At 69.0% G+C, this 13697-nt stretch carries 9 protein-coding genes; 2 read left to right on the plus strand and 7 right to left on the minus strand.

The features are described from left to right. Positions 1 to 30 precede the first annotated feature (30 nt). Positions 31 to 1617 (plus strand): D-alanyl-D-alanine carboxypeptidase/D-alanyl-D-alanine endopeptidase, encoded by a 1587-nt coding sequence (gene dacB, locus OG828_RS30180; protein ID WP_328502894.1) that lies wholly within the window; start codon positions 31 to 33, stop codon positions 1615 to 1617. Positions 1618 to 1641: 24 nt separating this feature from the next. Here the strand turns inward: dacB and OG828_RS30185 are convergent, their stop codons facing one another. The 7 genes from OG828_RS30185 to OG828_RS30215 all read right to left on the minus strand — a co-directional run bounded on the left by OG828_RS30185 (position 1642) and on the right by OG828_RS30215 (position 12278). Next, on the minus strand, positions 1642 to 4548 hold the full coding sequence (locus OG828_RS30185; RefSeq protein WP_328502895.1) for a glycoside hydrolase family 3 protein: 2907 nt from the start codon (positions 4546 to 4548) through the stop codon (positions 1642 to 1644). Between the two features lie 39 nt (positions 4549 to 4587). Then, positions 4588 to 5598 (minus strand): LacI family DNA-binding transcriptional regulator, encoded by a 1011-nt coding sequence (locus tag OG828_RS30190; protein WP_210580105.1) that lies wholly within the window; start codon positions 5596 to 5598, stop codon positions 4588 to 4590. Further along, positions 5598 to 7847 carry an alpha-xylosidase gene (gene yicI, locus OG828_RS30195; protein WP_328363603.1) on the minus strand — a complete coding sequence of 750 codons (2250 nt, stop codon included), beginning with the start codon at positions 7845 to 7847 and terminating at the stop codon, positions 5598 to 5600. The genes OG828_RS30190 and yicI overlap by 1 nt, the downstream gene beginning before the upstream one ends. A gap of 11 nt (positions 7848 to 7858) precedes the next feature. Beyond that, a complete protein-coding gene (locus OG828_RS30200; protein WP_328363606.1) occupies positions 7859 to 8683 on the minus strand; it encodes a carbohydrate ABC transporter permease in 825 nt (274 codons plus the stop codon). Next, on the minus strand, positions 8680 to 9630 hold the full coding sequence (locus OG828_RS30205; RefSeq protein WP_328363609.1) for a carbohydrate ABC transporter permease: 951 nt from the start codon (positions 9628 to 9630) through the stop codon (positions 8680 to 8682). The genes OG828_RS30200 and OG828_RS30205 overlap by 4 nt, the downstream gene beginning before the upstream one ends. Beyond that, positions 9627 to 10922 carry an ABC transporter substrate-binding protein gene (locus OG828_RS30210; RefSeq protein ID WP_328502896.1) on the minus strand — a complete coding sequence of 432 codons (1296 nt, stop codon included), beginning with the start codon at positions 10920 to 10922 and terminating at the stop codon, positions 9627 to 9629. The genes OG828_RS30205 and OG828_RS30210 overlap by 4 nt, the downstream gene beginning before the upstream one ends. A 120-nt stretch (positions 10923 to 11042) precedes the next feature. Further along, positions 11043 to 12278, minus strand: coding sequence for an MFS transporter (locus OG828_RS30215; protein WP_328502897.1), 1236 nt, complete (start codon positions 12276 to 12278; stop codon positions 11043 to 11045). Between the two features lie 83 nt (positions 12279 to 12361). Between OG828_RS30215 and OG828_RS30220 the strand changes: the two genes are divergently transcribed. Further along, a complete protein-coding gene (locus tag OG828_RS30220) occupies positions 12362 to 13327 on the plus strand; it encodes a LysR family transcriptional regulator (protein ID WP_328502898.1) in 966 nt (321 codons plus the stop codon). Positions 13328 to 13697: the final 370 nt, after the last annotated feature.

The raw sequence follows: 13697 nt of genomic DNA on the forward strand, positions 1-13697 counted from the left end.
CGGTTCCGGTATCGGGAATGCTCCCTTGGCATGAGCACACCCGTGAGATGGTCCGGGAGACGTCTCAACTCCCGTAGAAGCGTATGGATCTGGGCCCTGGTGGCGGCGCTCGCCGCCGTCCTGGGGCCCGGCGCGCAGGCCGGTGCGGATTCCGATCGCACCGGTCTGCCGGAGGCCGTCGACACCATCCTGGGCGACGCCCGGATGGAGGGCGGGGTGGCGAGTGTCGTGATCGCCGATGCGGTGAGCGGTGAGTTGCTGTACCAGCATCTGCCCAGCACCCGGCTGATGCCGGCCTCCAACACCAAGCTGCCCACCTCGGCCGCCGCGATGGAGATCCTCGGCCCCGGGTACCGGTTCACCACGGATGTCCTGGCGGCCGGACGGCGGTCCGGGTCCGTGCTCCGGGGCGATCTGTATCTGCGCGGCACCGGCGACCCGACCCTGCTCGCCGCCGACTACGACCGCCTTGCCGCCCAGGTCGCCGCGGCCGGTGTCAAACGCGTCGACGGACGGCTGATCGCCGACGACACCCGGTTCGACGCCCAGCGGCTCGGCCGTTCCTGGGCAGCCGACGACGAGTCCTCGTACTACTCCGCGCAGATCAGCGCGCTGAGCGTGGCGCCGGACACCGACTACGACACCGGGAGCGTGATCGTCACGGTGACGCCGGGTGCGAAGGCGGGGGACGAGCCCGTCGTCGCCGTCACACCCGACACGGACTTTATCGACATCGACGTGCGCGCCACCACCGTCGCCGCCGGGGGCCCGAACGACCTGACCGTCGAGCGGGAGCACGGCACCAACGACATCGTCGTCAGCGGTACGACCCCCGTGGGCGGCTCCGGTGCCAAGGAGTGGATCACCGTGTGGGAGCCCACCGGATACGCCGCCGCCGTCTTCCGGGACGCGCTCGCGGATCACGGGGTCAAGGTCGCCGGGCCGACTCGGCTCGGGCGTCAAACGCCCGCATCCGCACGCGAGTTGGCCTCGCACGACTCCATGGCCCTCAAGGACCTGCTCGTCCCGTTCATGAAGCTCTCCAACAACATGCACGCCGAGATCCTCACCAAGGCCATGGCGTACGAGGTGTCGAAGCAGGGGAGCTGGAGTGCCGGGCTGGCCGCCGTCAGCGGATATCTCAAGGGCATCGGCGTCGACACCGGCAGGGTCCGTCAGGTCGACGGGTCGGGGCTGTCGCGGATGGACAACTTCCCCGCGGCACAGCTCGCCGAGCTCCTCCTCGCCGTACGTGCCGAGCCCTGGTACGCCGACTGGCTGCGCTCGCTGCCGGTCGCCTGCGATCCCGACCGGTTCGTCGGCGGCACCCTGCGCTCCCGGATGTGCGGTACGGCCGCCGCGCTCAACGCCCGCGCCAAGACGGGGTCGTTGACGGGGGCCTCGGCCCTGTCCGGGTATGTCACGGACGCCGGTGGACGCGAGCTGGTCTTCAGCATCGTCCTCAACAACTATCTGGCGTCCTCCGTGAAGCCGTTGGAGGACGCCATCGTGGTCACGCTCGCGAAGTCGACGGAAGAGGCCGCGACGGCGGTCCAGCCGAAGGCGACCCAGGGCACCGACGTCGAGTGCGCGTGGCGCAAGCCCGCCCGCTGCTGAGGCCGGGCCTGCGCCGGGTGCCCGTCAGCGCAGACTGAACGTCGCCAGGCGCAGGCCCTCTCCCTTCAGCACGAGATACACGTCCGTACGGCCCTTCGCCGCGCGCGCGAGATCGGCGGTCACCGTCTCGTAGTCGTACGGCGAAGGCGTCCCGTCCGTCACGGCCGTACCGACGAGTGTGCCGGTCGGGGAGCCGAGCCTGATCTCGACCGTGCCTGCCGCGCCCGCCACGCGTGCGGTGAACCTGGTGGCGCCCGACCGCAGTTGGGCGTCCCCGAACTTCAGCCACGCCCGGTCGGCCGCCGTGCCCACCGCCGTGCCGCGCGCCTTCGACTCGTCGACGAGACGCGTGCCGGCGTAGTCGTCGAAGTTCTCGGCGCGGGTCGTACGGGACAGGTCGCGCGCCGGGATCGTCTCCCCGGACACCTGCCACGTCGTACGGGCGCGGATGTCGGCGGAGGAGGCGCCGGCCAGGACGTCGTATGTGCCCTTCTCCACCACCCACTTGGAGCGGGTGACGTCCCAGTGCGCGAGGTCCTTGGGTGTCACCTTCAGCTTGACCGTCTTGGTCTCGCCGGGCTTCAGCGACACCCGCTGGAACGCCTTCAGCTGCTTCAGCGGCTGCTTGTCGCGGGAGGCGCGCTGGTGGACGTAGAGCTGGACGACCTCGTCGCCGGTGCGGCGGCCGGTGTTGGTGACGGTCAGGGCGTAGCCGCCGTCGGTCTTCTTCAGGGCGCCGTAGCGGAAGTTCGTGTAGGAGAGGCCGTGGCCGAAGGGGTAGAGGGCCCGGCCCTTGAAGTACTGGTAGGTGCGGTCGGACTTGATGATGTCGTAGTCGAGGATCGACGGGAGGTCCGCCTCGGAGCGGTACCAGGTCTGGGTGAGGCGGCCCGACGGGTTCGCGTCGCCGTACAGGAGGTCGGCGAGCGCGTTGCCCGTCTCCTGGCCCGCGTGGGACGTCCACAGCACGGCCGGGACCTCCTTCTGCAAGGCGCCGAGGGTGGTCGGGTAGCTGTTCTCGACGACCACGACCGTGTTCGGGTTGGCCTTGTGAACGGCCCTGACCAGGGCTTCCTGAGCCGGGGCGAGACCCATGTCGGTGCGGTCGTGGGCCTCGCGGCCGTTGATCGACGGGTTGGAGCCGATCACCACCACGGCCGTGTCCTTGCCCTTCACCGCGGCCACGGCCTCGTCGACGCCGCTGCGGACGACGTCCTTCGTGTAGTGCGCGGCGGCGTCCTTCGCCACCAGGCCCAGCGTGCCGTCCTCACCGGTCGGGCCGAGGTAGACCGGGTTGGACCACCAGGACTCCTCGGTCTCGTAGCCGGCGTAGCGGAGCAGATACGTGCCGTCCGTCTGTTCCTCCAGCTTGAACTGCTGCTGCACATACCAACCGTTCGGCTGCGTCTGGTCGTTGACGAAGTTCGACCAGTTGTAACCGACGTACTTGCCGTTGGCCGCGGAGCGCAGGGTCACCACGCCGCCGCCCCAGTCGAAGACGTCGAATTGTCCGGCCGTACTGGAGACTTCGGTCTCCTTCAGCGCCTCGCCGTCCGCGTCCGTGCCCGCGGTGATGTACTTCCCCGTCGCCGCGTTCTTCAGCGCGATCCGGTCGACGCCCTCGCTGCTGGTCACCTCGGTGGAAAGCTTCGCGGCGACGCCGTCGGCAGGCGTGACCGCGTAGGGGAGGGTGCCGGAATACCAGTCGGTGTAGAGGGTGTCGGCGAGCGGGCCGACGACGGCGACGTCCCTCTCGGACTTCTTCAAGGGCAGAGCCGCGTCATTCTTCAGCAGCACCGCGCCCTCGGTCGCCGCCTTGCGCGCCAGCTTCTGGTGGGCCGGGCTGTTGATCACGGACTTGTCGATCGAGCCGTACTTGCCGCCGCCCGGGTCGAACTCGCCGAGCCGGACCCGCACGGACAGGATGTGGGAGGCGGCCTCGTCGACGTCCGACTCCTCCAGCAGGCCCTGCTCCAGGGCCGAGTTGATCGCCGCGATCGTCACGCCCGAGTTCGTGTCGTTGTCCGTGAAGCTGTCGTTGCCGGCCTTGAGCGTCGCCGCGTCGCCCTCGGCGAGGGTCGGGTAGTACTGCTGGGAGCCGGGAATGTTGCCGGGCGCGAAGGCGTCGGTGACGTTCAGGAGGTCGTACGAGGTCCACTTCCGTACGACGTCGTTGAGGTCCGGATTCACGGTCGCCGGGCGGCCGTTGACCAGGTTGTACGAGGACATGACGCCTGTCGCCGCGTTCGCCTCTATCGCCGGTTTGAAGGCGGCCTCGTCGTACTCCTTCGCGACCCGTGGACGCAGGTCGGAGGAGGTGGTCGTGCGGTTCCACTCGTTGTTGTTCGCGAGGTAGTGCTTGATCGTGGGCGCCGTCTTGAGGTGGTCGGGGTCGCCGCCCGTCAGGCCCTCGCCGTACGCCGTCGACAGGGCGCCGGTCAGCTCGGGGTCCTCGCTGTAGCCCTCCTCGTTGCGGCCCCAGCGCGGGTCGCGGAGGAGGTTGACCACGGGAGCCCAGAGGTTGAGGCCCCAGCCGGCCGGGCGTTCCTGCTGGAAGCCGCGGGCCTCGTCGCCGACCGCCGAGCCGACCTGCTCCATCAGGGCCGGGTCCCAGGTCGAGGCCAGCCCGATGGCCTGCGGGAAGACGGTGGTCTCACCCAGCCAGGCGACGCCGTGCAGGGCCTCGGTACCGGTGCGGAAGGACTGGATGCCGAGGCGGGGGATGGCGGGCTGGTACTGGTGGAGGAGGGAGATCTTCTCCGCGAGGGTGAGTCTGCCGAGCAGGTCGTCGACGCGCTTCTCGACGGGGAGGGTGGGGTTGCGGAACGGGTGGGCCGGGTCTTCGGCGTGGGCGGGGACGGTGGCGCCGAGCCCTGCGACCAGGGCCAGCGCCACCACGAGCGTGGATCTGCGTCTTGTCTTGCCTCTCATGCCACGGCTCCTTCAGGTAGGGCCTTGCACATACGGGGTTCAGGGCGTGTTGCGCGGCGCCGTGCTCGCGCGTTCCGTCATCCGGGGCGGCAGCAGCGTGGCCTCGGGCACCGTCTTGCCGCCGAGCTTGTTCATCAGCAGCTCCACGGCCTGTGCGCCCACCTCGGCGGAGGGCAGGGCGACCGAGGTGACCGGGATACGGAGGGAGTCGGCGAGTTCGTCGGGGCAGATGGCGGTGACGGACAGGTCGGCGGGGACGCGCAGGCCGAGCCGGCCGAAGGCGTCGATCAGCGGCTCCAGGATCGCCTCGTTGTGCACGACGACGCCGGTCAACGCGGGCTGCTCCCGCAGCAGTTGCTCGGCGACCGCGCGGGCGGCGGCGGGCGTGGCCTCGCACGGGTGGACCGAGGAGGAGAGCCGGCCCCGGTCGGCGGCGGCGGTGAAGCCCTGGACCACGCGCTGGGCGAACGCGGTCTGGCGGACGTACACCTCCGGCGGTGACCCGATCAGCGCCACCACCCGGTGGCCGAGCCGCGCCAGATGCTCCACGCATGCCTCGCCGGCGGCCTTGAAGTCGAGGTCGATGCAGGTCAGGCCCTCCGATGAGGCCGGGAACCCGATCATCACCGACGGCCGGTCCAGCGAGCGCAGCAGCGGCAGCCGGGGGTCGTCGAGCTGGACGTCCATGACCACGAGCGCGTCGACGAGCGCCGTGTCGGCGACCCGACGCAGCCCCTCCTCGCCCTCCTCCTGCGTCAGCAGCAGCACGTCATGGTCGTATCGCCGTGCCGTCGTCACCACCGACACCGCGAACTGCATGACGACCGGGACGTGGATGCCGGCCCGTAAAGGGACCACCAGTGCCAGCACGTTGGAGCGACTGCTGGCCAGGGCCCGGGCGCCCGCGTGCGGGCGGTAGCCCAATTCGCGGATGGACGCCTCGACGCGCTGCCGGGTCTCCTCGGAGATCGGGCGCTTGCCGCTGAGCGCGTAGGAGACGGTGCTGGGGGAGACCCCGGCGTGCCGGGCCACATCAGTGATCTTCACCATCAGCCCAGCTCCACCGTCAGGAAGCCGGTCCCGGCCGGCGCCCGCACCACCCGCTCGCCCGCGGCCAGCGCCCACGGCGCCGACGGGTCACTGCACGACGCCCGCAGCGTGTCCCCTTCGCGTACGACGGTGAAGGCCACCTCCCCGACCCGTACCGTCACCTGGGCGCCCCGCTCCAGCCCGTACGCCCGCAGCGTCACCCCGTCGGCGTGGTCGTAGTCGGGCCGGTCGGCCACCGCGCCGACCGGGATCACCGCACCGGGCCTGACCAGCAGCGGCACGCTCATGAAGCCGTGCTTCTCGCGCACCCAGCGCGGGCCGGTGACCGTCTGCCCGCTGACGAAGTGGGTCCAGGTGCCCTCGGGACAGTAGTAGGTCACCTGTCCCTCGTCGTCGAAGACCGGCGCCACCAGCAGATCCGGCCCGAGCATGTACTGCCGCTCCAGATGCGCGCACCCGGGATCGTCCGGGAACTCCAGCACCATGGCCCGCATGACCGGCGTCCCCTCGGCCTGGGCGGTGCGGGCGGCCTCGTACAGATACGGCATCAGGCTGAGCTTCAGCCGGGTGAAGTGCCGCAGCACGTCCACCGACTCCTCGTCGAACAGCCACGGAACCCGGTAGGACGAGCTGCCGTGCAGCCGGCTGTGCGACGACAGCAGCCCGAACGCCAGCCACCGCTTGAACAGCGACGGCGTCGGCGTGCCCTCGAAGCCGCCGATGTCATGGCTCCAGAAGCCGAAGCCGGAGAGCCCGAGCGAGAGCCCGCCGCGCAGTGACTCGGCCATCGACTCGTACGTCGCCTCGCAGTCGCCGCCCCAGTGCACGGGGAACTTCTGGCTGCCCGCCGTCGCCGACCGGGCGAAGACGACCGCCTCCTCCTCGCCGCGGTGCTTGCGCAGGACGTCGAAGACCGTGCGGTTGTAGAGGTACGTGTAGTAGTTGTGCATCCGCTCCGGGTCGGAGCCGTCGGACCAGGCCACGTCCACCGGCACCCGCTCGCCGAAGTCCGTCTTGAAGCAGTCCACGCCCTGTGCGAGCAGTGCCTCCAGCTTGGCCGCGTACCAGTCGCGGGCGGCGGGGGAGGTGAAGTCGACCAGGGCCATGCCGGGCTGCCACAGGTCCCACTGCCACACGCTGCCGTCCGGCCGCTTCAGCAGATGCCCGAGCGCCTTGCCCTCCGCGAACAGCGGGGAGCGCTGGGCGATGTACGGGTTGATCCAGACGCTGACGCGCAGGCCCCGGGCGTGCAGCCGGGACAGCATGCCCTGCGGGTCCGGGAAGACCCGCGGATCCCACTGGAAGTCGCACCAGTTGAACTCGCGCATCCAGAAGCAGTCGAAGTGGAAGACGGAGAGCGGGAGTTCGCGCTCCCGCATGCCCTCGATGAACGACGTCACCGTCTCCTCGTCGTACGACGTGGTGAAGGACGTCGACAGCCACAGCCCGAACGACCAGGCGGGCGGGAGGGCCGGGCGGCCGGTGAGGGCCGTGTACTTGCGGAGGATGTCCTTGGGGGAGGGGCCGTAGATGACGTAGTACGTCAACTGCTGCGTCTCCGCGCTGAACTGGACCCTCGACACCGTCTCCGAGCCCACCTCGAAGGAGACCTTGCCCGGGTGGTCGACGAAGACGCCGTAGCCGGCGTCCGTCAGATAGAACGGGGCGTTCTTGTAGGCCTGTTCGGTGGCCGTGCCGCCGTCGGCGTTCCAGATGTCGACGACCTGGCCGTTCTTGACGAGCGGGCCGAAGCGTTCGCCGAGGCCGTAGACGGAGGTGCCGACCTTGAGGTTCAGCTGTTCCCGCAGGTAGTGCGAGCCTTCCCCGTCCCGCATGATGCCCATGCCCTTGGGGCCGCTGGAGGTGAGGGTGCGGCCGTGGGCGAGGAAGTCGACGTGCCAGGGGCCGGTGCGGGCCACCCGGACCGACAGCGCGCCGGAGGTGAGGGTCGCGTTCTCCTCGTCGTACTCCGTGTGCGCGGCGGTCTCCTCCTTCGCGAGGTCGAATTGGGGGCCGCGCGGCTGCTCGCCCTCGAAGTGGGTGAAGGTGAGGCCGATGACGTCGGGCATCGGAGTGTGGGCGCTGATCGTCACGACCGGTCCCTTCAGCAGGTCGCCGCGGTGCCGGATGGGCTGGGTCGGCGCGTGGATCTCCAGTGCGCCGTCCGTCGCGGTGACGTCGAGCACCTCGACCGGGTGGGCCGCGGTGACACCTTCGCGGAGCAGCCAGTAGCCGTCGGTGAACTTCACGTGGGGGTCCCTTACTTCACGGCTCCCACGGCGATGCCGCGGGTGAGCGTTCGCTGGAAGACGAGGAAGAAGACGAGAGCGGGGAGCACGCCGAGGAGGGCGGCCGCGTTGGTCATCGTGGCGTCCATCAGACGCTGGCCCTGGAGGACGCCGAGCGCCACCGACACCGTCTGGTTGTCGTTGGAGATCAGCATGACCAGGGGGAGCAGGAACTCGTTCCAGGTCCAGATGAAGAAGAACACCAGCAGCACGCCGATGGTGGGACGGCTGACGGGGACGACGATCCGCCACAGGATCTGCCACTTGTTCGCGCCGTCGATCCGGGCGGCCTCGATGATCTCCCGGGGGAACTGGCCGAGGACGGAGGAGAGCAGATACGTGCCGAACGCCGCCTGGATCACCGTGAACACGATGATCACGCTGAGCCGGGTGTCGTAGAGCCCCGCCTCCTTGCTCAGGTAGTAGATCGGGTAGACCAGCGCCTCCTGCGGCAGCATGTTCGCGAGGACGAAGAACGCCAGCACCCAGGTGCGGCCCTTGATCCGGCCGATGCCGATCGCATAGGCGTTGAGGATCGACAGGATCACCGCGAACACCGCCACCCCGCCGCTGATCAGCAGGGAGTTGACGAGCTTCTGGGTGTAGTCGACGCGTTCCCAGAAGTCCTTCAGGCCGTCCAGGTAGAGGCCGTCGGGGAGGCTCAGGGGGCCGTTCTGGGAGTACTCGGCGGGGGACTTGAACGCGTTGAGCGTGACGATGAGAAACGGCACGATCATGAAGAGGGCGGCGATGCACAGGGCGATCAGCACCGGGTAGCGACGCAGGGCGCCGGTCATGATCCCTCCCTTTCCTCCGCGCGGGTCTGGAGCTTCAGGCCGATCAGCGACAGCAGCAGGATGATCACCGTCAGGACCGTGGAGATCGCGGCGCCATAGCCGACCTGCGTCTTCTCGAAGAACGTGGTGAAGGAGAAGTAGGACGGCACGTTGGTGGCGCCGCCCGGTCCGCCCTTCGTCAGGACGTACACCGCGCCGAAGACCTTGAGCGCGGCGATCGTGCACCACGTCAGGACGACGTATATCTCCGGGCGGATCTGCGGCAGCGTGATGTGCCAGAAGCGGCGCCACCAGCCGGCGCCGTCCAACTCGGCCGCCTCGTACAGCTGCGGATCGACGCGCTGGAGACCCGCCATGAAGATGACCAGCGGGAAGCCGAGCTGTACCCAGACCATCACGCCCATCACGCTGTAGAGCGCGATGTCCGGATCGCCGAGCCAGTCCTGCTGCCAGCTCGACAGGCCGATCGCCTTGAGCAGTTCGTTGAGGGAGCCGCTGTCCGGGGCGAGGATCCAGCTCCAGACGATGCCAGCGACCGCGATCGGCAGCACCTGCGGGAGGTAGAAGCAGGCGCGCAGGACGGCGACCGTCTTCGAGCCGAAGTGCTTGCCGACGTAGTCGAACAGCGCGGCGGCCAGCACCAGTCCGACCGCCGTCGGTACGGCCGCCATGGCGACGACCATGAACAGGCTGTGCCGGAACGATGCCCAGAACTCGGAATCGTCCAGCAGCTCCCGGTAGTTGGCGAGCCCGGACCACTCCGGTGAGCCCACGCCCTGCCAGTCGGTGAAGCTCACGCCCGTGTTCATCAGGAACGGGACGATGATCACGGCCAGGAAGGCGAGGACACCGGGCAGCAGGAAGAGGGCGTACGAGTCACGGGGGCGGCGCGGGTGACCGGCGTGGGTCTGTTTGCCGGTCACCCGCCGCTCGACGGTCACCGTCATTGCTGCGGCACGCCCTTGTCGTACGCCTCCTGGAGGGCGTCGAGATAGCCGTCCGGCTGCTCGCTGCCGGTGATCAGCTTCTGGGTCTCGGAGACGAGGACGTCGTAGAAGCCGGGGACCGGCCAGTCGGGGTAGAAGGCCAGGCCGTCGCGCTCGGAGAGAGTGTTGAAGTTGTCGATGAGCGTCTTGGACTTCGGGTCGGTGATGGCGCTCGCGTCGGCCGCGACCGGGACGCCGCCCTTGTTGCCGAGCAGGTTCTGGATCTTCTCCGACATGGTGATGTCGATGAAGTCGTAGGCGAGTTCCTTGTTCTTGGCGCCCTTGGGCACCACCCACAGATTGCCGCCGGAGCCGAGCGTGAGGTTGGACTCGGGCCACAGGAAGGTGCCCCAGTCGAACTTCGCCTCGTTCACGAAACGGCCGTACCACCAGCTGCCGGAGAACAGGATCGGCGCCTTGCCCTGGATGAAGGAGACCCCGGTCTCCTCGGCCTTCACATTGCTGGACGTCTTGCCGATGTAGCCCTTCTTCACCCAGTCGGCGAAGGTGTCGGCGGCGTACGTCCAGGCAGGGTCGTGGAAGTCGGTCTTGCCCTTGTACAGCTCGTACGAGTCCACCCAGGCGCGGTCGGCCTTCGACAGGGCCAGCTGGTACAGGTACTGGTGGGCGATGTACTCGGCGCCGCCGTTGGCGAGCGGGGTGACCTTGTTCTTGACGAACGTGTCCATCGCGGCGGTCAGTTCGTCGAACGTCTTCGGCTCGGGGATCTTGTACTTCGCGAAGAGTTCCTTGTTGTAGAAGACCATCGTGTACTCGGCGTAGTTGGGCACGCCGTACCACTTGCCGGAGCCCATCACGCCGTTCGCGTCGTACACGCTGGTGGTGCGGACGCTCGCGCTGAGCTTCTTGTCCCAGCCGCGCTTCGTGGCCTCCGCGGACAGGTCGGTGAGCAGACCCTGCTTGGACAGCAGGCCCGCCGTCGCGTTGCCCTTGTTGTACTCCATGACGTCGGGTGCGTCGGAGGAGTTGAGGACCATCGGGGCGGTCTTCTGGATCTGCTCGAAGCCCTTCTCCTCGAACTCCACCTTCACGCCCGGATGCTTGGCCTTGAACTCCTTGATCGCCTCGTTCCAGGCCAGTCCCATCGCGCTGTTCGGGGCCTCGTAGTGCCACAGCTTGAGCGTCTTGCCGTCTCCTGAGGACCCGCTGTCTGAGTCTCCGCAGGAGGTCAGGAGCAGTGACCCGGCGAGTATCACCGCCGTCGCCACCACACGCCTTCGTGCCGTCAACATCCCGTGCCTCCAGGGAAGTCGGAGCCGGATGGATCTAGATGGATCGCGTTCGTCGAATCGATTCGATGCTGGACGTCGAAGCGCTTCGACGGGCGAAGGTATGTGGGGGCTGTGAGGGCGTCAATGGGCTGGACGCGAATTGGTTCGGCGGAGTGTTCCGGGAAGTGCTCTGGCGAGCGCGATCACCAGCGCCGCCGCCGCGGCGGCCACGGGTATCCAGAAGCCGGCCGTCGCCGACAGGTGTTCCGTCGTCCAGCCGCCCAGCGCGCTGCCGCACGCGATACCGCCGAGCAGCGCGGTCACCGCGAGCGTCATGCCCTCGTTGAGGCGGCCGTCCGGGGTGTGCCGCTGGATCAGGGTCATGTTGGTGACCATGGTCGGCGCCGTGGCCATACCGGCGACGAGCAGGGCGCCGGCCAGGACGAGGAGCGAGCCGGTGAGGGCCGCGGCGAGCAGGGGGAGGGCCATGAGGGCGGTCATGGCGGCTATGCAGTACAGGTAACGGCGTTCCGCCGGTCCGGTCGGCTTCGTCGCGCCGTACAGCAGGCCCGCCGCGCAGGAACCGGCCGCCTGGAGACCGAGGATCGCGCCCGCCGCCGACTTGTGGCCCTGTGCGTCCGCGAACGCGAGCGTCACGACCTCCATCGAGCCGAAGACCGCGCCCAGGGCGAGACATACGGCGAGGAGCGGGGGCATGCCGGGGGTGCGGAGGGGGGCCTTCGCCGGTTTCCGCCGTTGTATCGGCGGTTCGGTGGCGCGTTGGGCGGTGAACAGCAGCATGCCGGTGAGCAGGAGGACGGCGCCGGTCAGCGTGCCCGCCTCCGGGAAGAACGTGCCGCAGAGAAAGGCCGCGAGGACCGGGCCCAGCATGAAGCACAGCTCGTCCGCGGCCTGTTCGAAGGAGTTCGCGGTGTGCAGGGCGGCGGTGTCGTCTTTGAGCAGGTGGGCCCAGCGGGCGCGGGACATGCCGCCGAGGTTGGGGGTGGTGGCGGTCGCGGCATACGCGGCGAACAGGGTCCAGGCCGGGGCGTCGTAGTGGACGCACAGCAGCAGCGCGAGGCTGCCCAGCGCGGCGAGGGTGGTGGCGGGTACGGCGACCCGGGCCTGCCCGTGCCGGTCGACGAGCCGGGCGATCCAGGGGGCGGTCACGGCGGTCGCCGCGAGGCCGGTGGCGGTGACGGCGCCGGCGAGGGCGTACGAGCCACGCGAACCGGCGATCATCAGGATCGCGCTCACGCTGAACATGCCCATGGGGAGCCGGGCGACGAGATTCCCGATCGTGAAGGCTCGGGTGCCGGGGAGGGTGAAGAGGTGGCGGTAGGGGCTGGACATGGAACGGCGGTAGCGGCTGGGCATGGAGCAACCGTCGCCCGTAAGCGATCAAGGGGTCCAACACCTTCTGCGGGCCGATTCACGCACCTGCGTTGTAAGTTCCCGTCATGCCCGCTCACCTCGACCCCCGCTTGCTGCGTGCTTTCCTCACCGTCGCCGAGGAGCTGCACTTCACCCGCGCCGCGGCCCGGCTCTACGTCGCCCAGCAGGCGCTCAGTCGTGATGTACGTCGCCTGGAGCGGGAGTTGGGCGCCGAACTGTTCGTACGGACCACGCGCCAGGTGACGCTGACGGCCGACGGTGAGCGGCTGGTGCCGTACGCGCGTCGGGTGCTGGCGGCGCAGGAGGCGCTGCTGTCGGCGTTCGGGCAGGCCAGGCCGCTACTGGTGGACCTGAACTCGCCGGGTCTCGTCACCGGCCGCCGAGTGCTGCACCGGGCGCGGGAACTCGCCCCCGAGCAGGAGCTGATGGCCCGCTTCGAGAGCGGGCTGACCGGCGCGGCGGGGGAGTTGATCGCGGGCCGGCTGGACGCGTCGTTCGGGCGGTACGCGGGGCTGGACCCGGCGCTGCGGGCCCAGCTCGACCATCAGCCGGTGCGGTACGAGCCGATGGCGGTCGTTCTGCCCGAGGACCACCGGTTGGCCGGAAATGAGACAGTGCCACTCGAAGCGCTTGCGGGCGAGACCGTGTACGCGGGCGCCGGAAATCCACGGACACCGGAGTGGACCGATCTTGCCCGCCGGCTTTTCGAGGGGCGCGGCATCCAGGTCGCCGCGCCCGCTCCGCTTGCGGTGGGTGACGAGGAGTTCCAGCGGATCATGGCCAAGATGCGTAACCCGATCCTCGCCGTGGTGGATTTTCCGGCCATGCCTTCGACGGTAGTACGGCCCCTTGTGGACCCTGTTCCCCTCTCGCTCGTCAGTTTGGTGTGGCGAAAGGGGCTGGTGCACCCCGGATTCGACGCACTTCGACGGGCCGCGGCTCAGCTGGCCGGCGAGGAGGGGTGGCTGGTGAGACCCGTCGGGGGATGGATTCCAGCCATTGACGTGGACACAGTAAGTACGCATTTCTGACACCTGCCGAACATGGATCCTCCTCGGTGCGCTACATTCATGCCCTGAGCACGGTGTGGTAAGGGGGGCGCTCGGAGCGGGTGGGGGCCCGGTTCGGTCGACTGGTGCTCGGAGTCGTGCGCGCCCAGAACGGTCCGTGGGGGGATGTGCGTGCGCGTGAAAAATTGGCGGGAAGACGCCCAACCGGAGTGGCCCGATGCGGCTTCCGGGACTCGGGAGTTGTCGGTGACCATGGGGGACGGACGGGGTTCTTCCGGTTCCTCGGGTACTTCGGGCCCCTCGGGTTCTACCGGTTTCTTCGGTGCCTCCGGTCCTTCGGGTTCCTCCGGCTCCTCAGTTTCCTCCGGTTCGTCCGGTCCTTCGACGTCAT

The sequence above is a fragment of the Streptomyces sp. NBC_00457 genome (assembly GCF_036014015.1).
Taxonomy (GTDB): Bacteria; Actinomycetota; Actinomycetes; order Streptomycetales; family Streptomycetaceae; genus Streptomyces.

Bases quoted from the DNA above. Each gene is read 5' to 3' on its own strand.
- OG828_RS30200 (WP_328363606.1), bottom strand. From the start codon at position 8,683: ATGACCGGCGCCCTGCGTCGCTACCCGGTGCTGATCGCCCTGTGCATC.
- OG828_RS30185 (WP_328502895.1), bottom strand. From the start codon at position 4,548: ATGAGAGGCAAGACAAGACGCAGATCCACGCTCGTGGTGGCGCTGGCC.
- dacB (WP_328502894.1), top strand. From the start codon at position 31: ATGAGCACACCCGTGAGATGGTCCGGGAGACGTCTCAACTCCCGTAGA.
- OG828_RS30220 (WP_328502898.1), top strand. From the start codon at position 12,362: ATGCCCGCTCACCTCGACCCCCGCTTGCTGCGTGCTTTCCTCACCGTC.
- OG828_RS30215 (WP_328502897.1), bottom strand. From the start codon at position 12,278: ATGCCCAGCCGCTACCGCCGTTCCATGTCCAGCCCCTACCGCCACCTC.
- OG828_RS30205 (WP_328363609.1), bottom strand. From the start codon at position 9,630: ATGACGGTGACCGTCGAGCGGCGGGTGACCGGCAAACAGACCCACGCC.
- OG828_RS30210 (WP_328502896.1), bottom strand. From the start codon at position 10,922: ATGTTGACGGCACGAAGGCGTGTGGTGGCGACGGCGGTGATACTCGCC.
- OG828_RS30190 (WP_210580105.1), bottom strand. From the start codon at position 5,598: ATGGTGAAGATCACTGATGTGGCCCGGCACGCCGGGGTCTCCCCCAGC.